This window comes from Prevotella sp. 10(H) (assembly GCF_000711235.1).
GTDB lineage: Bacteria > Bacteroidota > Bacteroidia > Bacteroidales > Dysgonomonadaceae > Dysgonomonas.
The window spans coordinates 491,616-513,760 of the sequence record NZ_JOMI01000003.1; the positions used below are offsets into that span (position 1 = coordinate 491,616).

The 22,145-nt window shown below is 39.3% G+C and carries 20 protein-coding genes; 6 read left to right on the forward strand and 14 right to left on the reverse strand.

Features of this window, described 5'->3' with window-relative positions; genetic code table 11:
* Positions 1 to 291 carry a putative quinol monooxygenase gene (locus K348_RS0107620; protein ID WP_029904371.1) on the reverse strand — a complete coding sequence of 97 codons (291 nt, stop codon included), beginning with the start codon at positions 289 to 291 and terminating at the stop codon, positions 1 to 3.
* A gap of 166 nt (positions 292 to 457) precedes the next feature.
* Positions 458 to 868 (reverse strand): putative quinol monooxygenase, encoded by a 411-nt coding sequence (locus tag K348_RS18760; protein WP_051697704.1) that lies wholly within the window; start codon positions 866 to 868, stop codon positions 458 to 460.
* A gap of 300 nt (positions 869 to 1,168) precedes the next feature.
* Between K348_RS18760 and K348_RS0107630 the strand changes: the two genes are divergently transcribed.
* The gene (locus tag K348_RS0107630) at positions 1,169 to 1,849 is read left to right on the forward strand and encodes an MIP family channel protein (protein ID WP_029904373.1); all 681 of its coding nucleotides are present in this window, start codon (positions 1,169 to 1,171) and stop codon (positions 1,847 to 1,849) included.
* A gap of 237 nt (positions 1,850 to 2,086) precedes the next feature.
* Complete coding sequence (locus K348_RS0107635) at positions 2,087 to 2,677, forward strand: sigma-70 family RNA polymerase sigma factor (RefSeq protein ID WP_029904374.1); 591 nt, start codon at positions 2,087 to 2,089, stop codon at positions 2,675 to 2,677.
* 73 nt (positions 2,678 to 2,750) lie between these two features.
* Here K348_RS0107635 and K348_RS0107640 read toward each other — a convergent pair whose 3' ends face one another.
* Positions 2,751 to 3,704 (reverse strand): aldo/keto reductase, encoded by a 954-nt coding sequence (locus K348_RS0107640; protein WP_036930337.1) that lies wholly within the window; start codon positions 3,702 to 3,704, stop codon positions 2,751 to 2,753.
* 96 nt (positions 3,705 to 3,800) lie between these two features.
* Between K348_RS0107640 and K348_RS0107645 the strand changes: the two genes are divergently transcribed.
* Together K348_RS0107645 and K348_RS0107655 are read left to right on the forward strand one after the other, a co-directional pair.
* Positions 3,801 to 4,760 carry a hypothetical protein gene (locus K348_RS0107645; protein WP_029904376.1) on the forward strand — a complete coding sequence of 320 codons (960 nt, stop codon included), beginning with the start codon at positions 3,801 to 3,803 and terminating at the stop codon, positions 4,758 to 4,760.
* Positions 4,761 to 4,986: 226 nt separating this feature from the next.
* A complete protein-coding gene (locus tag K348_RS0107655; protein WP_029904377.1) occupies positions 4,987 to 7,335 on the forward strand; it encodes an ATP-dependent helicase in 2,349 nt (782 codons plus the stop codon).
* Positions 7,336 to 7,453: 118 nt separating this feature from the next.
* On the opposite strand, the gene K348_RS0107660 is transcribed toward K348_RS0107655, so the two are convergent.
* From K348_RS0107660 to K348_RS0107675, 4 genes are all read right to left on the reverse strand, one after another.
* Complete coding sequence (locus K348_RS0107660) at positions 7,454 to 9,133, reverse strand: hypothetical protein (protein ID WP_029904378.1); 1,680 nt, start codon at positions 9,131 to 9,133, stop codon at positions 7,454 to 7,456.
* A gap of 20 nt (positions 9,134 to 9,153) precedes the next feature.
* Positions 9,154 to 10,191, reverse strand: a complete 1,038-nt coding sequence (locus tag K348_RS0107665; protein ID WP_156032823.1) for a hypothetical protein — start codon at positions 10,189 to 10,191, stop codon at positions 9,154 to 9,156.
* 701 nt (positions 10,192 to 10,892) lie between these two features.
* A complete protein-coding gene (locus K348_RS0107670) occupies positions 10,893 to 12,104 on the reverse strand; it encodes a DUF6348 family protein (RefSeq protein ID WP_029904380.1) in 1,212 nt (403 codons plus the stop codon).
* Positions 12,104 to 12,553, reverse strand: a complete 450-nt coding sequence (locus K348_RS0107675) for a GTP pyrophosphokinase (RefSeq protein WP_029904381.1) — start codon at positions 12,551 to 12,553, stop codon at positions 12,104 to 12,106. Before K348_RS0107675 ends, K348_RS0107670 begins: the two co-directional genes overlap by 1 nt.
* A gap of 417 nt (positions 12,554 to 12,970) precedes the next feature.
* Here K348_RS0107675 and K348_RS19000 point away from each other — a divergent pair, with 417 nt between their 5' ends.
* Both K348_RS19000 and K348_RS0107695 read left to right on the forward strand, forming a co-directional pair.
* Entirely contained in the window at positions 12,971 to 14,428 is a 1,458-nt protein-coding gene (locus tag K348_RS19000) for a hypothetical protein (RefSeq protein ID WP_081852536.1), read from the forward strand.
* A 91-nt stretch (positions 14,429 to 14,519) separates the two neighbouring features.
* Entirely contained in the window at positions 14,520 to 16,124 is a 1,605-nt protein-coding gene (locus K348_RS0107695) for an OmpP1/FadL family transporter (RefSeq protein WP_029904385.1), read from the forward strand.
* A 66-nt stretch (positions 16,125 to 16,190) separates the two neighbouring features.
* On the opposite strand, the gene K348_RS0107700 is transcribed toward K348_RS0107695, so the two are convergent.
* From K348_RS0107700 to rimM, 7 genes are all read right to left on the reverse strand, one after another.
* The gene (locus tag K348_RS0107700; protein ID WP_029904386.1) at positions 16,191 to 17,144 is read right to left on the reverse strand and encodes an N-acetylornithine carbamoyltransferase; all 954 of its coding nucleotides are present in this window, start codon (positions 17,142 to 17,144) and stop codon (positions 16,191 to 16,193) included.
* Positions 17,144 to 18,046 carry an acyltransferase gene (locus K348_RS0107705; RefSeq protein WP_029904387.1) on the reverse strand — a complete coding sequence of 301 codons (903 nt, stop codon included), beginning with the start codon at positions 18,044 to 18,046 and terminating at the stop codon, positions 17,144 to 17,146. Before K348_RS0107705 ends, K348_RS0107700 begins: the two co-directional genes overlap by 1 nt.
* 27 nt (positions 18,047 to 18,073) lie before the next feature.
* The gene (locus K348_RS0107710) at positions 18,074 to 18,976 is read right to left on the reverse strand and encodes an acyltransferase (RefSeq protein ID WP_029904388.1); all 903 of its coding nucleotides are present in this window, start codon (positions 18,974 to 18,976) and stop codon (positions 18,074 to 18,076) included.
* Entirely contained in the window at positions 18,976 to 19,158 is a 183-nt protein-coding gene (locus tag K348_RS0107715) for a hypothetical protein (RefSeq protein WP_029904389.1), read from the reverse strand. The genes K348_RS0107710 and K348_RS0107715 overlap by 1 nt, the downstream gene beginning before the upstream one ends.
* The gene (locus tag K348_RS0107720; protein ID WP_029904390.1) at positions 19,158 to 20,408 is read right to left on the reverse strand and encodes a glutamate-5-semialdehyde dehydrogenase; all 1,251 of its coding nucleotides are present in this window, start codon (positions 20,406 to 20,408) and stop codon (positions 19,158 to 19,160) included. Before K348_RS0107720 ends, K348_RS0107715 begins: the two co-directional genes overlap by 1 nt.
* A 2-nt stretch (positions 20,409 to 20,410) precedes the next feature.
* Positions 20,411 to 21,487 (reverse strand): glutamate 5-kinase, encoded by a 1,077-nt coding sequence (gene proB / locus K348_RS0107725; protein WP_029904391.1) that lies wholly within the window; start codon positions 21,485 to 21,487, stop codon positions 20,411 to 20,413.
* 122 nt (positions 21,488 to 21,609) lie between these two features.
* Complete coding sequence (gene rimM / locus K348_RS0107730) at positions 21,610 to 22,128, reverse strand: ribosome maturation factor RimM (protein ID WP_029904392.1); 519 nt, start codon at positions 22,126 to 22,128, stop codon at positions 21,610 to 21,612.
* Positions 22,129 to 22,145: the final 17 nt, after the last annotated feature.

Below are 22,145 nucleotides of genomic sequence, written 5' to 3' on the forward strand. Positions count from 1 at the left end.
TTAATATATTTTCTTAATAACGTCTACAGTCAGGCTGTCCACTTTTCCTTCCACACCGGCCACAAATGCCTTGAAGTGTGCACTTTCGTTATGTTCGTCTATTGCAGCCTGCGATTTCCATACTTCGAGTATGGTATATTTTAAAGGATTCTGGCAATCCTGATGGAGGTCGTAAGAAACATTTCCCGCTTCTTTGCGTGTTTCGTCTACTACGGTATGGAATACCTTTTCCAACTCTTTCTGATATTCAGCCTTAACAACAATAACTGCTACAATTTTCAATTCTGTCATAACCTGATTTGTTTAATATTATTTCGGTTACAAAAGTATGGATTTTATTTCTTTTTCGGTCAGTAGAAGGGGAAAATATATATACTAATTCATATCGCTCCGGCCAAACAAAAAAGTTCCTGTTTATAACGACAGGAACTTTAGCTATATTATAAAATGAATCCGCTCAAAGCGCTAATTTCACGATAGTTACATCCGATTTTATAATCATATCTTTAGAAGCTTCCTTGAATGTTTTGTAATGTTCTGTATTATTATGAAAATCGATTGCAGCCTGTGACTCCCACTCTTCCAGCATAATGAATTTAGTAGGATCATTGATATCCTGATGCAGATTATAGTATATACAGCCTTCTTCTTCCTGGCTGCCTTGTACTACGGCCTGAAATACAGGTAATATCTTTTTCACATCTTCCGGCTTCACGGTCATAATAGCCACGATTTTCAGTTCATCGCCTGTCGGTTCTTCTATTTCCGGTTTCACAACGATAGTTTCTTCCTGAGTTACTTCCTGTTTTTTATTACATCCAGCCATACATAAAAGAATAATAGTTATAGCAAATACGATTTTTTTCATGATCTTCTTTTTATTAGTTGTTATTTTATATTTGAGTTATCAATAATTGAAAAGGCATCTAAGTAGTGTGTGAAAGAAAAAGCACAAACTGAAAAACAATAATTTTTCATATTTGTTAGAATTGTGTTTGATAAATTAGTGTGTCAAAGATAGGGAATGATATTCAGAAGAGAGAAGTTTAAGTTAAAAAAAGTATAATTGTTCTTCATTTTATTCAACTTTTATGACTATCTTCGTTCTTTAACTATTAAAAGAAGCATACGGATTTACCGAAGACACAAATTTTTAAATAAAAAATCAATGAAAAAGTATTTCGCAGAAATGATTGGGACGATGGTTCTGGTCCTTATGGGATGCGGTGCTGCAGTATTTGCAGGTGCTTCCCAGCCTTTTGCACCGGTGGGTACACTCGGTGTAGCTTTCGCATTCGGATTAGCGGTTTTAGCTATGGTATATACTATCGGCAAGATTTCGGGATGTCATATCAATCCCGCAATTACCTTAGGTTTACTTCTGTCTAAAAAAATATCCGGTAAAGATGCTACTATGTATATGATTTTTCAGGTTATAGGAGCTATTCTCGGTTCGGCTATTTTGTATATGCTGGCGAAAGATTCGGGTTCTTCCACCACCCATACAGGAGCAAACGGCTTTGCCGAAGGGTCGATGCTTACGGCATTTATTGCCGAAACTGTCTTTACATTTATTTTTGTACTGGTAGTACTGGGTGTTACTTCTAAGGGGGCTAACAACCAGTTTGCAGGCGTAGCTATCGGCTTGGCTTTAGTACTGATACATATTGTATGTATACCGATTACAGGTACATCCGTAAATCCTGCGCGTAGTGTAGGGCCTGCAATATTCGACGCAATAGAAGGAGGAAAAGCATTGTCGCAGCTATGGTTGTTTATCGTGGCTCCATTCTTAGGCGCTGCCATTTCGGCTTTAGTGTGGAAAGCTATCGATACCGAACAGGAATAAGAGATATAGGGGAATAAGGCTTTCCGGATTCCGGAAGCCTTATTAACCCTCATTTTCAGGCATATTATAAAATTAAGTAAAATAGCCTTTCACTGTTAAATAATCTTTTTCTTATTGCCTGATTGATAAATTTATCCTTTATTTGCATTATTAACGCATAGATTTTAAATTAATAACTTCAAAATTTTAGCCTATAGAATAAACATTACTCTTTGTAACTTTTAAATATAAGAGATAATGGATACATTGATAACCATGACCGACGAGCAGTTAGTCACCGATTATTCTAATGGCAACAATCAAGCTTTTGATATCCTGTTGGCACGACACAAAATGAGTGTGTTCAACTACATCTATTTCACTGTACGAAACAGGGAGTTGGCCGAAGATATATTTCAGGAAACCTTCATCAAGGCTATTATAACCATAAAGCAAGGCCGTTATACCGAAACAGGCAAATTCCGCGCATGGATTTCACGCATCGCGCACAACCTTATTATAGACCATTTCCGTCAGGAGAAGAATGAAAACACTATTTCAAACGATGATGCTCCTATCGACCTGTTGAACAATCCGACGCTCTGCGACGGAACCATCGAGGATGAAATGGTACGTATGCAAATCACATCAGATATCCGCAAACTCATCTCATACCTTCCCGACAGCCAGCGCGAAGTATTGGAAATGCGTTATTATCAGGATTTAAGCTTTAAGGAGATAGCAGACCAGACTGGGGTAAGTATTAATACTGCTTTGGGGCGCATGCGCTATGCTATCCTCAATATACGCCGTATGGCTGAAGAAAACAACATCGTACTGACGATGTAATAAGTTGTAGTTTTTTTAGTTATAAGGTTTGGAAAGTTAATAAGCATCCCCGAAAAGGGATGCTTATTTTAGTTTAAGCGAGTATCATTTCTATTAAAGCCAGTTCTTCTCCTGTAAAACGAGAGTTTTCTTTTGCTTTCAGATTATCCTTTAGCTGATTTAACGAACTGGTGCCTATTATGACTGAAGTTACATGCCTATTGTGTAACAGCCATGCCAAAGCCATTTCAGCAAGTGTCTGTCCGCGTTGATGTGCCAGGTCATTCAGTGCGGTTACTTTCTTTATTACTTCAGGCGTAATTTCGCTTTCCTGAAGGAATCCATGACTTTTATGCGCCCGTGAAGTTTCAGGTATGCCGTGTAAATACTTATTCGTCAAAATACCTTGCGCTAAAGGGGAAAAAGCAATAAAGCCGACGCCGTACTTCTCATTAATAGCCATATGCTCGATTTCCGGTTCGCGAACCAGCATACTATACTTATCCTGATAGATAAGGCATGGCACATTTTGCGATTTCAATATATCATATGCCTGAATCAGTTTTTCCGGCGGATATTTTGAGATACCAACATATAAAGCTTTTCCTTGACGAACGATATCTATCAGTGCCTGCATCGTTTCTTCGACAGGTGTCTGCGGATCGTAGCGGTGCGAATAAAATATATCGAAATACTCTAGTCCTGTACGCTTCAGACTTTGGTCGATACTTGCCATGATGTATTTGCGTGAACCGCCGTCGCCGTATGGGCCGTCCCACATCAGATGTCCGGCTTTGGACGAAATTATCAATTCGTCGCGATGTCCTTTCAGTTCTTTTGCCAAGACTTTACCGAAGTTGGTCTCGGCGCTTCCCGGAGGTGGTCCGTAGTTATTCGCTAAGTCGAAATGTGTAATGCCGCTGTCGAAAGCGTGCAAAATCATCGAAGTAGCCATTTCGAAACTGTCTACATCACCGAAGTTATGCCATAATCCCAGTGATATCTCGGGCAATTGAAGCCCGCTGTTTCCGCAAAAATTGTATTTCATGATAAATATTGATTTGTCGATCATAAAGTTAATTTAATTATAGACAAATGTCTAATGAATAATTAAATTTGTGATACAAATAATCACATGTTTTCCATGAAAAGAAGTATTACCTTTCTCATAACGGTTTTGTTTTGGAATAACCTGTCTTTTGCTCAAACTTTGCCTGTCGATACCATTACGATTAAAACAGAGGCTTCCGTTATTTCCGCTACGTTTTACAATGGATATTTTTACTATCTGGATGAAAATCATCGTATTTTTAAAACGAATGCTGAACGGGATAGGGAAGAAATATACAATGCCGGGCGGGAGTTCACCCATATTACAAATGTGAATGGGAAACTTATAGGATTGGAAACGCTCTTCAAGCCCAATAAATATAATACATTCACCGAATATCATTATAATGGTAAAACCTTTAAGAAAAAAGGCCGAATAGATGAAATCAGACAAGAATTATATGAGGATGATAGCTATAAAATAACTTCTGCTTGTCATGGAGAATGGGGCGGTAAAGTATATTTTAAGAATAAGCGTTCTGGTAAAACTTACCAATATCAGGCGACATGCCCGATAGTAATTAATAATATAGGGAAGAGTTATTATGTAACCGCCGCGTTGGCTCATATGGTAGGTTTCACCGAAGTTATACGAATAGATAATCCCGAATCTCTCAAATTACATGAAAAAGAGTGGAAATCGGAAACTGAGAAAGATACCTTAAAAGAAGGTAATTCTGTTCTTGTCGATTCTGTCGGTATTCAGGCTATAACTTCTTTTTTACATAAGGGTGAGTTATATCATATTCTGACAAAATTTTACGATTTGAGTAGGAATCTGCCTGTTTCCTATCTCGCAAAAATAGAAAACGGAAAATTCGAAAAGGTACAAAATATATCCGATCACGTTTTGTGGCGATCTGATTATCATAGGGAGGTATCTTATAAAGACGGATTCCTGTTATCCGTATCAGATGGTGATTCGAATGAAAATTTATTGATAGGTTTTGATGGTACTAAAATTATAGTCGTCAGGTTTGAAAAAGAAGAATAATTGTTTTTTGCATCTATTTGTTTTCGAATAAGCTTGCATGCTAATATTTCAAAGAACTTCATATTATTGATTCTTACTGTATAGATAAATTATATTAAAGTAGATAATGAAGAATGCTGCGGCCTGTAATTTACCCCAGTAACTCGATATTATCTTTACCTGCCCTTTAAAAAAAGGATATATTCCTGAAAAAGCCTTATCTTTGTTACCCGAACGCAAAACTCCTATGAATAATCTGTTAGATCATCTCAATAAACAACAACGTGAAGCTGTCGAGTACATCGCCGGACCCTCACTAATCATAGCCGGGGCAGGTTCGGGCAAAACCCGTGTCCTTACCTATAAAATAGCCTATCTGCTAAAGCAGGGTCTTATGCCTCACAGCATACTGGCTCTTACTTTTACCAACAAAGCCGCCCGTGAGATGAAAGAGCGTGTAGCACAACTTATAGGCTGGCAATATGCCCGTTATTTGTGGATGGGAACTTTTCACTCCGTGTTTTCGCGGATATTGCGTACCGAAGCAGAGAGGATAGGTTTTACCTCCAATTTCACTATCTTCGACTCTGCCGATTCGCGGAATATGATAAAGACCATAATCAAGCAATATCAACTCGACGACAAGGTTTATAAACCCGCTAAAATACAGGCGATAATATCCAATGCCAAAAATGCGCTGATCTCACCTCAGATGTATGCTCAGGATAAAGAGCTGCTGGAGTATGACCAGCGGGCAAAAATACCTGTTGTCAAAGATATTTACCGCGATTATAATAATCGCTTGAAGGCATCCAATACAATGGATTTCGATGACCTGCTGTTCTATACCAACTGTCTGTTCCGCGATCACCCCGATGTGTTGAAAAGTTATCAGGAGCGCTATCAGTTTATTCTGGTAGATGAGTATCAGGATACGAATTTTGCACAGTATCTGGTTGTAAAGCAATTAGCCGATGCACATCACCGTGTTTGTGTAGTAGGGGACGATGCACAAAGCATCTACTCATTTCGCGGAGCCAATATAGATAATATCCTTAAGTTTAAGGAGGTCTATCCCGAATCGAAGCTCTTCAAGTTGGAGCAGAATTACCGCTCTACACAAAATATTGTAAATGCTGCCAACAGCTTAATACAGCAAAACCGTGAGCAGATTAAGAAAACCATATACTCCGAAAACGACGAAGGTGAGCGCATCGAGATAGCTAGCGCTTTCACCGACTTAGAAGAAGGGGGTATCGTATCGAATAAGATATGGGATTTACGGAGAGATAAAAAAGCGTCTTACAGCGATTTCGTTATCCTGTACCGTACCAATTCTCAGTCGCGTGTATTCGAAGAGGCATTACGCAAGAAAAATATACCATATCGCATCTATGGAGGGCTTGCTTTCTATCAGCGTAAGGAGATAAAAGATGTAGTAGCCTATTTCCGTATGGTAGTCAATCCTTACGATGAAGAGGCTTTTCGCCGTATAATCAACTTCCCCACACGAGGAATAGGAAATACTACTGTGGGCAAAATAGCTGACGCAGCGCGCCTGCATAACGTAAGCTTGTGGGAAGTAATTGGCGACCCGCTGGGTTACAATCTGAATGTAAATGCCGGTACAGCGAAGAAACTAAGTGAGTTTAGAATACTTATAGAAAGTTTTATCTCTCAGTTAAAGGAGCTTTCTGCCTACGAAATGGCATCACGGATTGTGAAACAAAGTGGCATTGCCAGCGAAGCTTACCAAGACCAGACACCCGAAGGCATGAGCAGGCAAGAGAATCTGCAGGAGCTGCTCGGCGGTATCCACGAATTCTGCGAAAGCCGTCAGGAAGAAGGCATAGAAGGTATCGGTCTTATGGATTTCCTTGCAGAAGTTTCGCTGCTCAGCGATCAGGATACAGACAAGGAAGCCGATCAGGAGAAGGTGACGATGATGACCGTGCATGCTTCCAAAGGCCTCGAATTCAATAATGTATTTGTTGTAGGAATGGAAGAGGATCTTTTCCCGTCGGCCATGGCAAAGAATGAATTCCGCGGACTGGAAGAGGAGCGGCGGTTGTTCTACGTAGCAATTACCCGGGCAAAGGAATTCTGTATGATAACCTATGCCAAAAGCCGCTTCCGCAACGGACAGATTAATGCATCCAATCCGAGCCGTTTTTTGCGTGATATCGATACTTGTTACCTGAATGTAAATGGCGGTGTATTAGGTAGCAGCAACTTCGGAGTGCTTAACCGTCCTCAGACTTATACAGACGAATTGTTTGATTATACGAATACCCCGCGGACTTCATTGCCCGAGCGTCCGGCTATTCAGCAGCTGCAACCAAATCCTGCGAATGTAAGTCAACCATCTTCACGCGGGAACTTCGTAAATGCCCGCAATGCAACCCTTAAACCCTCGGCAGGAACTAACTCGGGAGAGGTGCAGATAGGAGCCGTTATAAAGCATGAACGCTTCGGAATCGGTAAAGTTACCGCCGTGACAGGCGACCCCGATAGCCGTAAAGCGACGGTGGAATTTGAAAACTCGGGTATTAAACAGTTGTTATTGAAATTTGCCCGGTTCGAGATAGTAGAATAATTTTTATAAATCACCAGAATGCAAAAGATAAGGTTACCCTTAAAAGCAACCTTATCTCAAGTCTGTAATATCCTGAAGCAATTGATAATATTCCGGTATGAATTTTAAAAATGCGATTTTACTTTTTAAAAGGCCGGCTGGTCACCATTTTATTTGTTATAAGTACCCTTTTTACCGTTGGCTCTACCTGATCGTCTGTTTTTATTACCAGATCGGCTTTCAGTGAACGGTAGGCCTCATCTTCATAAGGGCCGGCTTGCGGAGTATTATCCTTTTTCCCTTTTATGTCGTATGGTATTCTTTTCACTCCTGTCGAGCTGTCAAGACGCTGGAATGTTACCAGTTGGGTATTAACATCGTATCGCCATTTGACCTGGTCGACAGTAGCTTCTACAAATGTCTGACCCGAAGGCACAGGTTTTGGAACACCGTTGACTATAAACCTGAACTGGGTAGGATCGATATTCTGTTTTTTTCCTGTCTGTGTTCTACTAATCACACCGTTGTATGCTACATCGTTATCATATGGAGAAATGGTCCCTGTCATCTGGCTAGGATTGATTCCGATAGAATCCATATATGCTTCTGCTGCACGCGGCAGGGATACTTTTATATGCTTTATAATATGGGTGTTGGTGCTCTTTCCGGTTGCGGCAGCAAAACCTATTCTCAGGAAATCGGGTATCTCTGCATCAAGGGTATAAGGATTAGGGTCGTTCGGCGATTCTGCATTATAAGAAAATGGTTCAGGAGTTTCACGATATGTGAAGCTTTCTTTATATTGGTAGTCATCTATTATTACATCGGTCTGATTACCATGTTGTATCTTTACTGTTACATAAAAACCACCGCCGGCCTTTCCGCTTTCGACCGGAAAGAGTTCGATAATCGCTTTTCTATATTCAAGGTTAGAACTACCCGAACCTTGTGTAAGAGAGAATTTGTTTCCGGAATAATTACTTGAAACATGCCTGCCATCATCGGCTAAAATATATCCGTGCCCTTGCTTTGTAGAACGGGTAATCAATACCGGATATCCTGAAAATCCATCGCCGAAGATTTGTGCTTTTCCGGTTTCCGGACCCATTCCGGGATCTGATGATCCTGTCGTTTGCTGATATCTAAAAGTTATTTCCTTTCCTATTCCTTTCCCTCTGGCACCTCTTATGGTTACCTGGTCGCCGGTATCGTCCCCGACAGGTTTCTGGTCATCCAAGTTAAAACGGTTAGGAGGAGGTGTTGCATAAGATATTCCGCCCCTCATCTCATTTCGGTACCAGCGCAAGGCTTTATAATTCCCGTATTCGTCGAGTGCGACCCCCAGATAAGCACCGGTAAGGCCTTCGTATCTTCCCGTGAGATATTGACTTTTAAATACTTGATTATAAGTATATCCTATTCCTGCTCCGGGGGCACCCATCTTTGGTTGACTGACCGAGGCATCAAAGAGGAACATGCTTATCCCGTCTCCTCCCGTACCTCCATACATCATAAATTCGAATTCAATGATAATACCATTTGTACATCCGAATTGCCTGTCGTATATAAATACACCACCGAAGGATGTTTGCTGGTTACTTGTTAACTGAAGTCCTTTTCCCTGTACAAAGGTTGCACTGTTGGTAATATTTTGTGGTGCGGCATAAGATATAGCTGCGGGCTTCCCATTCAAGCAACTTTCTTCATACGGAAAGTTCCCAAATTGTTGTGCATAGGCATTTACAGGTTTTAGAGTGAAAAATATAGCGATCAGGGAAACGCCTGTAAGTTGCAATAATATGTTTATATTTCTTTTCATAAGCTTAGTTTAAAACTTAATTATTTTACTACCAATACAATATTTATATATGAGCAAAAAGAATCGGCAGACAATCCGCTCTTCAATGTATATTTCAGTTTTTTATCGGTGGTCAATTGCACCGATGCGAAGATGTCCTCATCGTAGTCCGTCACATAAAAATTTATATTACCTTTCTCTATTGTGGGCATTGGATCCGGTGAAGAGAATGCTTTCGGGTTGTCAAATTGTGCGAAATATTTATCATACAGATCAATACCATTGGTAGGTGGGGCCTGAGTGAGGTCTATTTTGATTGACGGCATATAGAAGAAATTGAGTTTGCTCAGGTCTGCGGGCGGTATTGTAGCTTCATTTACAACGAATACTATATTTATATATGAGTTGCTCACATTGGTTGGCAGATTACTCTTCAATGTATAAGTCATCATTCCCGAAGAATTTAGTTGTACATTCGAGAAGATTTCACTATCGTAATCCGTCACATAAAATTTAAGGTCTGCCTTATCTATTATGGGCATTGGAGTGCCCAGATCGTTACCGGCTTTCGGCGACATAAACTGGCTTGCATATCTCTGATAAAGATCGATGCCTCCGGCAGGAGGTGCCTGGTCCAGGTCTATCGCAATGGATGGCATGTAAAAAAAATTAATTTTACTCTGGCTGGGCGGCGTTGTCCCTTCGCAACAGCCCGATTTTTGCCATTTTTCGCCGTCCCAGGTATAAAGGCCTTCATCCAGAACATCGCCTATGTTATATACCGTCAGGCCTATATGTCTTTTATGTTGTTCATCCGAGATCAAATCAGCGTCTTGCCAATCGGTGAATGCATTCAGGTTTTTTTCATCTTTAATCACTACACGAGGAAACAATATACCTCCGCTGGTTGACGATATCTTTCCGTCAGCGGCTTCTTTCGTTTTTATATCCAATACAGCTGCCTTTTCAGGCTCTTTTCCCGAACCTATAGTAACCTGGGCCGGGGCAGTTGTTGCCAAAATTAAAAATAATAATAGAAAGATTACACAAGGTCTCATAAAGTTTCTTCTTCGTTTCATATTAATAAGTTTTAGTAAAGTCTTAATAAAATTTATTAGCACTCACAACCTTTATTTTTACATATATATATAGGATATATAATCAAGACTCTTGTCAGTCTCCACATAATCCCGTTCAATTTTATACAAGCAGGATCTACAAGATAATTCGAGCGATAATCAATGAGTACATTATGTAATGTATTGGCTCCTTTACTGGTTTTCGAATATTACCAGTAATTTCATTTTTTGATTAAGGGAATTTTTGTCTCCATTTAGTTTGAGTAAAGTACGTTTTACCTCAAAAAAGAATTTCTTTTATTGATGTCATTCATTATTTTAGAAAGCGGACATTTATTTGAAAGATTGTCTCCAAATAAAATTATATAACAATTTAATATTAACCGTATCACAGGATAAATATATGTCGTAATATCTTACCTGACTATCGATTAATATTCTTATTTAAAAGAAGTCATTTTTTGTAGAATAATGATGTATTGTCCTTGGTTGTTTATATTATATAATGTGATATTTTTGAGATAAAGTCTCATATATGTAATTTTATATGCAAAAAAGTGTGATTTTTTTCATTTCTTGGATTTTTGAAATGAAATCTTTTAAAAGTGAGAATTTATATACGCTGGAATGCAAAAACCAGCAATCACGGTAAAAACCGGGTTGCTTTATACATACTGAATTTCTTTATTGAAAAATGATAATTATTTCTTTTTCCAGAAAAACCAATGTCTTCTTCTTGTTTTTTGCTCTTTAAAATCAGAATGGGAGATTTCTGTTTGAGTAGCTTCTTCCTGCTCTATAACTGGTGGCTCGTAATCAGATAAATATATCATCGGCGGACTAAATGTCGCATTATCCAGATCTTCGGGTTTACTGCCTTCGTTCAGTGCATTGTTATAAGCATTCAGTTCAGCACTTTTAGTAAAGAGTAGTTGGAATTGTTTTTTATCGACACAGCCCTCTTCCATTATTTTCTCGGCCAACTGATATGCATTTGTATAAATAGGTTCATCACTCAGATTAATAGTGAATTGTTCCTCTTTTCCGTTAGTTATAACCGCTTCATCTGTAAAATTCAATTTGGTAATTCCTTTTAGAAATACCCTGCCGAAGGCAAGTGGTATGAATACAGTTGCTTTTTCTGCATCGATAGGAGAGAAGCCTTCTTCAATCATCCTTTCTACAATGGCCTCATTATCTTCTTCCGCCATACATGCCATGATTGCAGCAGCACGGCTTACATCGAAACTATCACGTAAAATACAGAATAAACGCACTGATAAAAAATCCCTGTGTTTAGGAAATTTGAATGTCAGGATTGTCTTTTCTACTGATGTCCATATCTCATTGTCGAGCAATATTTCACTTGATAACATTTCATGCTCCGATTGGGCATAATACAGACGTATCCAATGGCAACCTTCTGTTAACGGCTGTTCCCTTATTAAATTTTCCAGTTGTTCGAGCCAAGGCTGTGGTTGCAACTTTTCATATTGGCCTCTGACGCTTAAGTGGCTCATTACTATGTCGTACATTCGGCCGTTTACCGGCCATTGATAACGGTTTATCTGGTCGTCGAAATCTTTTGTGAAAAAGGCCGAAAGCAGTACATGAAACGAGTTTTGCAGGAAATTCTTCCATGCATCGGCAATAGCGGTTTCTATATTCATTCCAAGGCCTACGCACGATTCGTTGATTTCCCTGCCGAGCCCTATCTCCAGACGGACGTCCAATTGTAATATAAGGGCAGATGATGAAGAGCGGTTGAATAATCTGGTATGGGCGGTCATGAATTCTATCGGAAATAATACCAGATTATCTTTGATTTCACACTTTACTCCATGTTTGCCAAATGCTTCAGCTAAGAAATTATTTAGTTGAAGTTCGTGTCTGATAAGTTCGTCGTCTTTCATCAGTTCAGGTTTTTATTGTTGTTTAATGCCTTTTTCAGGAATAAATAACTTTTATGATATTTCCTCAAGCGTTCGATATCTTTATCGGTGATTTCCTTTAACCGTGTAATATCCATATTGTCTCTCAGGTCGGCCAGCTTTACTGCAGAGGCTATACGATGCCCTGCAATTAGCTCTATATAACAACTATACTCCATATCGGGCGCGTGTGTCAATACTTCGATTTCCTTTACCAGATATTCGGGTATGCCTCCATTTCTCAGATCGTCTGCCGTTACATGAGTGTCTTCTATCACATCGTGCAATGCAGCAACAATTTTTTCCTCTATAGTATTTACATTATCCATCACCCTGAAGGGATGAAATATGTAAGGGTTTCCAGACTTGTCGGTTTGACCGGAATGTGCATCTATAGCAATCCGGATTGCTTTCTCTGATATGCTGTTCATAATATAGAACAAATTGTGTTAGCTGAAAGTTGTTAGTTTGAGTTGAAATTACACAAAACTATATAAAATTAACGGAAAACAGTGTTGTATAGCCGATTTTAACCTGTTTTTACCAAAACTATGTTTCCTCCTGTCAGAAAAGGAGTTTTTTGAATGAAAATGATAAATATTATTTATCTATACTTTTAATTTTATTACTTTTTTAACATAATTATACGCAGCAAATAACGCCCGGGATGCATCTTTCATATATGAAATCTTGAGTAAAAGGAATAAATTCGCTATATTTGTTTCATATATATAATATTTATCGATATAGCATTAAACCTTTTTCAAACGTATTAGTCTAAAGTATAAAAGTCAGCTATAACAAGCACAAGACATAGAGGTTAAAAAATAAACATAGGAGAGCAGATTATGAAAGTAAAAAATTTAGTACTGATGTTTTTGATGTCTGTATTGCCATTCATTGCTTTTGCACAGGATGACTGGGATGACATTTATGCTACTTCTAAATCAAAAGATAATAAGAAGAAAGAAGTAAAAGTCAAAAATACGACCTCTCAGAATCAACAGCAAACAAAACCCTCACAGGTATTAGTGGTCCGCGATAATGGCGAAGTTACTCTCGAAACAGAAGGTAACGTGAACATCGACGTGGATGCTTATAACCGCCGCGGGGGAGATGTGACCGTATACGAAAAGCAATATGACGATTCGTTGGCATATGCAGATCAGTATCAGGATTATGAATATACAGATCGTATAGTGAAATTCCACGATCCGGCTAACAGTGTTAAGATATCCAGCGATAATGAAATCAATGTATATGTCACTAACGACCTCTATAGTAATTACTACCGCAATCGTGGTTGGAACTTCGGTATAAACTTCGGCTGGGGCTGGGGTGGATATTACGGCAGTTACTATCCTTTCTATGACCCTTGGTATTACAGTGGCTACTGGGGTGGCTTCTACGACCCATGGTATTACGGTTCCAGTTGGGGCTGGGGTTGGAGCAGACCTTGGTACTACAGCAGTTGGGGCTGGGGTGGCTGGTACGGCGGCGGCTGGTATGTTGGCGGCGGCTGGTACGGTGGACATCATCACCATCATGGCTATTACGGTTCCCGCTACAGCTATTCGGGACGACCTCGCGCAAGCTACGGATCAGGACGCTATGGCTATTCGGGACGAAATTCATATGGCTACTCAGGCCGAGGAAGCAGTCGTCCGAGTTATGGTACTTCATCGGGCAGAGGATCATCAAGTGTAGGATCATCCAGACCGTCTTCACGTCCAAGTTATGGCAATTCCGGCAGGGGCTCGTCAAGTGGTGTTAGCACAAGGCCATCAACAAGGCCAATCTACGGCACATCTACAGGCAGAGGTAATTCCGGCGGAGTTAGTACAAGACCGTCAACACGTCCTAGCTATAACAGCAGTACAGGTACATCTACAGGCAGAGGTAATTCCGGTAGTGTGACAACAAGGCCTTCAACAAGACCAAGTTACAACAATTCAGGAAGTAGTTCAACTACACGTCCTAGTACTCGTCCAAGTTATAATAGTTCAAACAGTTCTTCTTCTCGTCCGAGCTACAGTGGTTCGAGCAGTTCAAGTTCTCGTCCTAGTTACAATAGTTCATCGAGCAGGAGTTCTAGCTCACGCCCAAGTTATAATAGTTCAAGCAGTTCATCCTCTCGTCCGAGCTACAGTGCTCCTAGCAGAAGTTCAAGTTCGAGTTCTCGTTCAAGCTATAGCAGCGGGTCCAGCAGTTCTTCTTCAAGAAGTTCTTACAGCTCAGGCTCATCTTCATCAAGCCGTCCATCTGGCGGCGGCGGAGGAGGACGCAGTAGCGGACGCGGCAGATAAAATACAGTAAAAATCAACAAAAAAAGCTGTTTCAATGTTTACTTTTGGGACAGCTTTTTTGAAAAGATATAGAAATAATAAAAATTGTATTATGAAACATGTATCGTTACTATTGTTAGCAACTGCGTTATCGTTTGGAGCGGCTCAGGCCCAAAACGAAATGGATGCATACAGATATTCTAAAAACGACCTTGTAGGTACAGCCCGATCGGTATCGATGGGAGGTGCATTCGGAGCCTTGGGAGGTGATATAACGGGTATCTCTATCAATCCGGCAGGTATAGGTATTTATCAAAGTTCGGAGATCGTCACTACTCTTAACTTCCAGAATTCGGAAGTGAAAACGCATATGGTAGGTCCGCAGGTGAATGCAGGCCAATTTAAAGAAAGTAAATTCAAATTCAGTTTTGATAATCTTGCTTTTGTAAATGTGTTTCCTCTTTACAATAATGATGTGGTTAAAAGTATTAATGTCGGTTTTTCATATAACAGGCTTAAGAATTTCAACCGCAAATACCGTATGGTAGGAAAAAACCTGTCGTATGATATGGCTGAATATATGGCTCAAAGAGCTAACTATAATGGTGTTGCAGGTGATAAACTTGACCTTTTCTCAGGAGATAACGATTTCAGAAGGGTTTGGGATTATGAGGATTGGATGAGTGTTTTAGGTTATAATGCAGGTATTATAGATCAAGATGAAGAAGGTTATTATCCGACATCTCCTAATCCTGCGTCATCTAATGATTTATTTGTTGAAGAAAAAGGTTCTATGAGTACTTATGATTTCAATATCGGAACTACATTTTCTGATATCATAAGTATTGGTGCGACAGTTTCATTGACCGATATTAATTATCGACTGTACTCTAGTTATATAGAAGATTATCAAGATAATGGCAGCTTTTGGGGTATGCAGGAATTACAGAACTGGATGCGTACAGATGGTACGGGATGGCAGGTAACTGCAGGTGTGATAGTTAAGCCTATACAGGAATTACGAATCGGAGTATCTTACCATTCTCCTACATGGTATAATATGACAGATCATTTTGCAGCTGATATGTATTATGAATATGGTAACGGACGTAGTGGTACTATTCCTAGCTATGGTGAACCGACAGAAATAAGTGATCGAAACGGTGAAGATGCCATAATTGATTATAAATTACGTACGCCTGATAAATGGACATTCAGCCTTGCAGGGGTTATAGGAAATAAAGCTATTATCAGTGCTGATTATGAGTTGACTAATTATCGCAACAACATGAAGTTGTTTAATGATAATGGAAATGCTTTAGATTATGGTATGGCTGATCCTAATTATTATATCAGTCAGGACTTCCGAAATGCGTCTACTCTTCGCGTAGGTTTGGAATACCGTATTACCGACCAGTTCTCCGCACGTGTAGGTTATGCTTGGATGCAGAGCCCGTTCAAAACAGAGGTAAAGGATCATCCGGGAGATCATGAGGTCACAACAGACAAGCGTTCTATGACCCAATATGTGTTGGATGGTGATACTAATTACTTCACATATGGTTTAGGTTACAGATTTACACGCAATTTTTATACAGATATAGCTTTTGTAATGAAGAATTCGAAAGATGACCTTTATGCATTTACTGCTGCAGATAAGGCCGAATTCAAAACAAATAATTTTCAGGGTGTAATGACTTTGGGATACAAATTCTAGAAAAAGACATATAATGAAAAGGCGCATATTACTACAATATGCGCCTTTTCTATTTTATATTTCAGTTTACAAACTTTCCAGCATCCGTTTAATAACCGTCTGTGCAGAAATCTCACGGTTCGTAGCTTCCGGTATCACAATCGATTGCGGGCTTTCTATCACATCGTCGCTGACAATCATATTCCTTCTTACGGGCAGGCAATGCATGAAGTAAGCATTATTAGTTAATGCCATTTTTTGTGTAGTTACAGTCCAGGACATATCCTTGCTTAGTATCTTGCCATAGTTAGGATCGGTATAGGCAGCCCAGTTCTTAGCATATACAAAGTCGGCTCCTTCCAGCGCTTTATCCTGATTGTATTCTACCCTTGCACCTCGTACAAATTTAGTATCCAGATCGTAACCTTCGGGGTGGGTGATTACAAAATCTACATCCGCTTCGTTCATGAAATCTGCAAAAGAATTCGGTACAGCCTGTGGCAGTGCCTTCGGATGAGGTGCCCATGTCATTACAACTTTCGGACGCGCAGATTTCTTATATTCCTCTATCGTGATCAGGTCGGCAAAAGCCTGCAAAGGGTGTCCTGTAGCAGCTTCCATACTGAATACAGGTTTCCCGGAATATTTTATAAACTGGTTTAGTATTTTTTCTTGATAATCGTCTTCTTTATTTTCGAACTGTGCAAAGGCACGCACTCCGATAATGTCACAGTAGCTGCCCATTACGGGGATTGCTTCGAGAATGTGCTCCGATTTGTCACCGTCCATAATTACACCCCGCTCTGTTTCCAGCTTCCATGCCCCTTGGTTGATATCCAGTACCATTGTATTCATGCCCAGATTCATGCCTGCCTTTTGTGTACTGAGGCGGGTGCGCAGGCTGGAATTAAAGAATACCATCAACAGGGTTTTGTTTTCTCCCAGATGCTTATATGCATAGCGGTTTTTCTTTATTTCGAGGGCTTCCTTTACGGCAGCATTCAGGTCGCCGAGGTCTTTAACGTTGGTATATGTTCTCATTATAAAAATATTTTTATGCGTTTGTTTATTCCGACTATAAAGATAGCTAATAGTATGGATACTATCATTATCAAAGGCAGTTTGTAAATATTATTTGAATCCGAAACGGGTATAATTAGTGTTATAACAAGTATATGTACGTAATATATGGCGGCTGAGAGTTTCCCTGCACTATTTCCTTTCGATATGCTTTTTGAATTTTTTAGGATAAGCATAAATAAAACAGGACAAAGTACCATCAGAGATATGAACAGATTATGATAAAACTCATTCTTATATCCGCAGTAAGATTCTATAATTAATGTACATAAGCTAATGAGTATGAGAGGATACAGATAAATGTTCGGAATGTTTTTTATCAAATCCTTTTTACGAATATACCACCCTAATGCCAAGAAAGGATATCCAAAGAAAATACCATTACAGAATGATCGATAGGGCATATCTGCATTTTCCATAATATATCCTGCCACAAATAGGATTATTCCACTAAGCAGAACAAACAAGTTATTTTGAAATATCTTTTCAACTACGGCAAGCATTATTATACCGATAATCAATGCAGGCAGGAACCAAAGATGATAATACCCCATCAGGGCAAATGTTATCAATGACCGGGGCTCTATTGTATTATAATAAGTAGGGAGATATATAAGAGACCAAATGATATAGACCAGAAGTATATGCAGTAGATATTCTTTCAATACTTGCTTATCTTCCAGCTTTTTATTTATAAAATAACCGCTGATTATAAAAAAGCATGGTACGGCTATCCGGGCAATTCCGTTAGATATCAGCCATCCGTATACAGAATCTTCATCGAAGAGCGATTGTGTATGAATAGTAATGACTAGCAGGCTGAGAATAATTTTGAAATAATCAAGTATTATATTCCGTTCCATAAAATATGTCCGGTTTGCAGAACTTTTCTACAAAAATATCTTAACCTTTTTATTAACCATATAAACGATAAATGAAAATACGGTTGCAAGAAGAAATACTAACGGCAATGCGGTTATTTTGTATTCATCCGGTACACTTATCAGTGAAATAGCAAAGGGGTGCACAAAATAAATAGCTGACGGCAGTGTATTGAGGAATCCTTTGCCGGCCTTCATTATAGGATGTTTAATAATCAGAATAAATAATATAGGGCTTAGTAACAATATCGATAGCATCATGTCCTGATTTGGCCGCGGCGAATACTGGAATGTATAATAAGCTTCATAAGTATTAATTGCAAGTGCGAAAATTGTCAAAGGGATAATATACCAGTCACTCTTCTTTTCCAGCTGCATTCTTCTGATAATATATCCGATAAATACAAACATGAAGCCGATCGTGAATCCGTTGCGGTAAACATAAATTTTATCGTAACTGAGGCTGAGGATATATCCGGCAATATAAAGGATTATAGCCAGAATGAATATATAAGAATCCTTTTTCAGATATTTCTTAGAAAAGTAAAGCATCAATAATCCGACAATCGCAGTAGGCATATACCATAAGTGATAGTATCCTGATAATAATATAATTAATACATCGACAGGTCTTACCGAATCGTAGAAATAAGGGATGTATATTATCGTCCAGACAAGATATATGGTTATAAAGTGTTTTATATACTTTTTGAATGCTTTTGGATCATTCAGTTTAGATAAAACATAATATCCGCTGATAAGCAGGAAAGTAGGTACTGTTATGCGCGATATGCCATTGGCTATATACCAGCTGCTGAACTGCCCTTCTCCGAGTAGGGGCTGCATATGCCCTCCTATGACGAGAATACACAACAGGATTTTAAAATAGTCGAGTAAGATGTTGCGTTCCATTATTCTTCTGTAAAGTTTTTTTTCTGTGTTTTACGGCTGTATACTTTTTTGCTTTTGTGGACGTTCGTCACACGTCTCCATCCTGCCGACCGTTCCAATTCGTTTTCCCTATCAGCCTTCTTAATAGCTTTAATATAATCTTCGACGCTTATTTTACTTTTTTGTTTCTTCTTCTTTTTCATTATCTGGTCTGGCCATTGCCTTCTATTATCCACTTGTATGTGCACAGTTCTTCCAAAGCCATAGGCCCGCGCGCATGCATTTTCTGTGTGCTGATTCCAATCTCGGCACCGAGACCGAATTGCGCTCCGTCGGTAAATGCAGTTGAAGCATTGGCATAAATACATGCAGCATCGATCATCTTTTCGAAAAGGATTATGGCTTCACGGTCTTCGCTTATAATAGCTTCACTGTGCCGGGAACTGTAAGTAGATATATGTTCTATGGCTTCATCGATACCCGTAACGGTTTTGATAGCCATTTTATAATCTAGAAATTCTGTGCCGAAGCTGTCACTATCGGCTTTTTTGAGTAAATCGTATGAATAAAAAGGGAATAACGCGTCGTATGCCGGTTTATCTGCGTAAATAACGACATCTTTTTTCTCCAATTCTTCGCAGAGATAATGCAGGTCTTCGATCCGGTCTTTATCTATTACAAGGCAGTCGAGAGAGTTACATACGCTGACTTTTCGGGTCTTCGCATTGAATATAATATCCTTACCTTTCTGTATATCGCCGTCTTTATGAAAATAAGTATGGCATACACCGGCACCCGTTTCTATTACAGGAATACGGGAGTTATCCCTCACGTAATTTATAAGATCTTTTCCGCCTCGTGGTATAATCAGGTCTACATATTCACGCGCATTCAGTAATTCATCGGTAGCGCCCCGTTCGTTGGATAACAAGGTACATACATTTGGGTTTACACCATTTTCATCCAGTACATTGCGAATAATATCTATAATTGCCTCATTTGAAAAACGGGCATCAGAGCCACCTTTCAATATGCATGCATTCCCTGATTTGAGACAAAGTGAAAATACATCGAAACTTACATTCGGCCTTGCTTCATAAATAATACCTATCACCCCGAACGGTACGGTTATTTTTGAAAGGTGTAAGCCGTTTGACAATGTTTTTTGCATCAGTATTCTCCCCACAGGAGAGGGGAGTGTTGCCACATTGCGGATATCTTTTACAATATCAGCTATCCGTGCTTCATCGAGCAACAGACGGTCATATTTGGGGTTATTAGTATCCATCCGTTGCAAATCTTTCTGATTCTCGGCAAGGATGTAATACATTTTCGATTCTGTCTCCGAAGCTATAGCTTCCAGTATTGCGTTAATTTCTTTTTCTTCCAGTAAGTTCAGACTTTTACCGGCTTCCGATACCTGCTGGAACGTGTTCTGGTGATAATCGTCCATTTTTATTTTTCAATATATAAGTAGTCGTAATGTACAATTGGCTTTTTATTGTTCTTTCCTATAGCCTCTTTTGCTTTTTCGCTGCTATAGCTTGTCCGTCCGATACCGACTTGTTTACCGTTTTCATCGATAATACGTACAATATCGTCAGCCTCAAAGTTACCAATAATTTTTATTACTCCAACGGGCAACAGGCTTACGGCTTTATTTCCGAGCAAAACTTCTGTTGCACATTTGTTTATGTGTATCTCCCCTTTAGTAAATCCTTCGGAGTGGGCAATCCATTTTTTTACACTGGTAGTTCCTTTCGGTGAGGGTTTGAAGCGGGTCGAAACCACGTCTTTACCATTAATGAGTTCTACAAGCACATTCTCTCTGCGTCCATTGGCTATGATTACCTCTATGCCTTCTTCAGCGGCTTTACGGGCAACATTATATTTGGTAGTCATCCCTCCCCGTCCAGTAGCAGACTTAGAAGATTGAATACAATTTTCGATGTCGTCTTTTTTTATATCTATTTCCCTGAATATAAACGCTCCGGCATTGGCAGGGTTATCACTGTATATACCGTCTATATTGCTCAGGATGATAAGCTTCTTTGCACCCATCATCGCCGCAACCAGTCCCGAAAGCTCGTCATTATCGGTAAACATCAGTTCGTTTACCGAAATGGCATCATTTTCATTTACAATGGGAATAACATTATTATCTAACATCACAGACATGCAGTTTCTCTGATTCAGATAATGGCGGCGTGTGGCAAAATCTTCCTTTGTAACCAGTATTTGCCCGCAAACAATGTTATGTTGATGAAATAGATCGTAATAGCGGTTGATAAGTTTTACCTGTCCTATGGAAGAATATAGTTGACGTGCAGAAACCGTATCCAGTTTTGCTTTAGCCTTTATTTCCGATTTGCCGGACGCCACCGCGCCGGAAGATACAAGTATTACCTCCACATTGTTTTTATGCAACTCTGCGATCTGGTCCACAAGGGCAGACATCCGGGTAACATCAATCATGCCGTCTTTACGCGACAAAATCTGACTGCCTATTTTTACAACTATACGCTCTTTCATTTTGATAAGGCTCGAATCGCAAAGTTATAATTTTATTTTAAAGTAAAATGTCGGATAATCAGGAAAAAGGTTGGAAAAAGAATCTTATATTATCGAAAATTATACCAATATGTTAATTTATATCATATGAGCCCTTCCGGTAAATTCAGGTATATCATTTTTTTCTTTGCGTCTATTTTTTCTATAAAGTCTTCTGTTGCAGGTATGATGTGTTCATCTTCTCTGTCCTTTATCAGGAAAAGAGTATTTATGGTTTTGTCGTCTATGTCTTCTATTACTCCCAGCTTACCTGCAATTTTGTCGGTAACTGAAAATCCGATAAAGAAATTCCACGAATATTCGATGTCTTCATCCGTTTCCTCTTCATAATATTTCCGTGGAAAGTAGACATCCAGTCCCGACATGCGGCGGGCTTTCTCTTCATCGTCGATATCTTCGAATGTAATAAGCGCGGTTTCTTTTCCTTTAAAACGGTATTCTTCGATAAAGAAAGGTACAAGTATACCGTCTATCGAGCAGATAAGATATGGGCAATCCACCCTGTCAAATACATCGTTTTCAAAAGCAAAACTTATCTCGCCCTTTATTCCGTGGGGTTTGATAAGCTTACCTATTTTAAAAACTTCACTGTCTTTTATCATCTCCGGCCGTTTTTCAG

Bases quoted from the DNA above. Each gene is read 5' to 3' on its own strand.
- K348_RS0107620 (WP_029904371.1), bottom strand. From the start codon at position 291: ATGACAGAATTGAAAATTGTAGCAGTTATTGTTGTTAAGGCTGAATAT.
- K348_RS18760 (WP_051697704.1), bottom strand. From the start codon at position 868: ATGAAAAAAATCGTATTTGCTATAACTATTATTCTTTTATGTATGGCT.
- K348_RS0107630 (WP_029904373.1), top strand. From the start codon at position 1,169: ATGAAAAAGTATTTCGCAGAAATGATTGGGACGATGGTTCTGGTCCTT.
- K348_RS0107635 (WP_029904374.1), top strand. From the start codon at position 2,087: ATGGATACATTGATAACCATGACCGACGAGCAGTTAGTCACCGATTAT.
- K348_RS0107640 (WP_036930337.1), bottom strand. From the start codon at position 3,704: ATGAAATACAATTTTTGCGGAAACAGCGGGCTTCAATTGCCCGAGATA.
- K348_RS0107645 (WP_029904376.1), top strand. From the start codon at position 3,801: ATGAAAAGAAGTATTACCTTTCTCATAACGGTTTTGTTTTGGAATAAC.
- K348_RS0107655 (WP_029904377.1), top strand. From the start codon at position 4,987: ATGAATAATCTGTTAGATCATCTCAATAAACAACAACGTGAAGCTGTC.
- K348_RS0107660 (WP_029904378.1), bottom strand. From the start codon at position 9,133: ATGAAAAGAAATATAAACATATTATTGCAACTTACAGGCGTTTCCCTG.
- K348_RS0107665 (WP_156032823.1), bottom strand. From the start codon at position 10,191: ATGAAACGAAGAAGAAACTTTATGAGACCTTGTGTAATCTTTCTATTA.
- K348_RS0107670 (WP_029904380.1), bottom strand. From the start codon at position 12,104: ATGAAAGACGACGAACTTATCAGACACGAACTTCAACTAAATAATTTC.
- K348_RS0107675 (WP_029904381.1), bottom strand. From the start codon at position 12,553: ATGAACAGCATATCAGAGAAAGCAATCCGGATTGCTATAGATGCACAT.
- K348_RS19000 (WP_081852536.1), top strand. From the start codon at position 12,971: ATGAAAGTAAAAAATTTAGTACTGATGTTTTTGATGTCTGTATTGCCA.
- K348_RS0107695 (WP_029904385.1), top strand. From the start codon at position 14,520: ATGAAACATGTATCGTTACTATTGTTAGCAACTGCGTTATCGTTTGGA.
- K348_RS0107700 (WP_029904386.1), bottom strand. From the start codon at position 17,144: ATGAGAACATATACCAACGTTAAAGACCTCGGCGACCTGAATGCTGCC.
- K348_RS0107705 (WP_029904387.1), bottom strand. From the start codon at position 18,046: ATGGAACGGAATATAATACTTGATTATTTCAAAATTATTCTCAGCCTG.
- K348_RS0107710 (WP_029904388.1), bottom strand. From the start codon at position 18,976: ATGGAACGCAACATCTTACTCGACTATTTTAAAATCCTGTTGTGTATT.
- K348_RS0107715 (WP_029904389.1), bottom strand. From the start codon at position 19,158: ATGAAAAAGAAGAAGAAACAAAAAAGTAAAATAAGCGTCGAAGATTAT.
- K348_RS0107720 (WP_029904390.1), bottom strand. From the start codon at position 20,408: ATGGACGATTATCACCAGAACACGTTCCAGCAGGTATCGGAAGCCGGT.
- proB (WP_029904391.1), bottom strand. From the start codon at position 21,487: ATGAAAGAGCGTATAGTTGTAAAAATAGGCAGTCAGATTTTGTCGCGT.
- rimM (WP_029904392.1), bottom strand. From the start codon at position 22,128: ATGATAAAAGACAGTGAAGTTTTTAAAATAGGTAAGCTTATCAAACCC.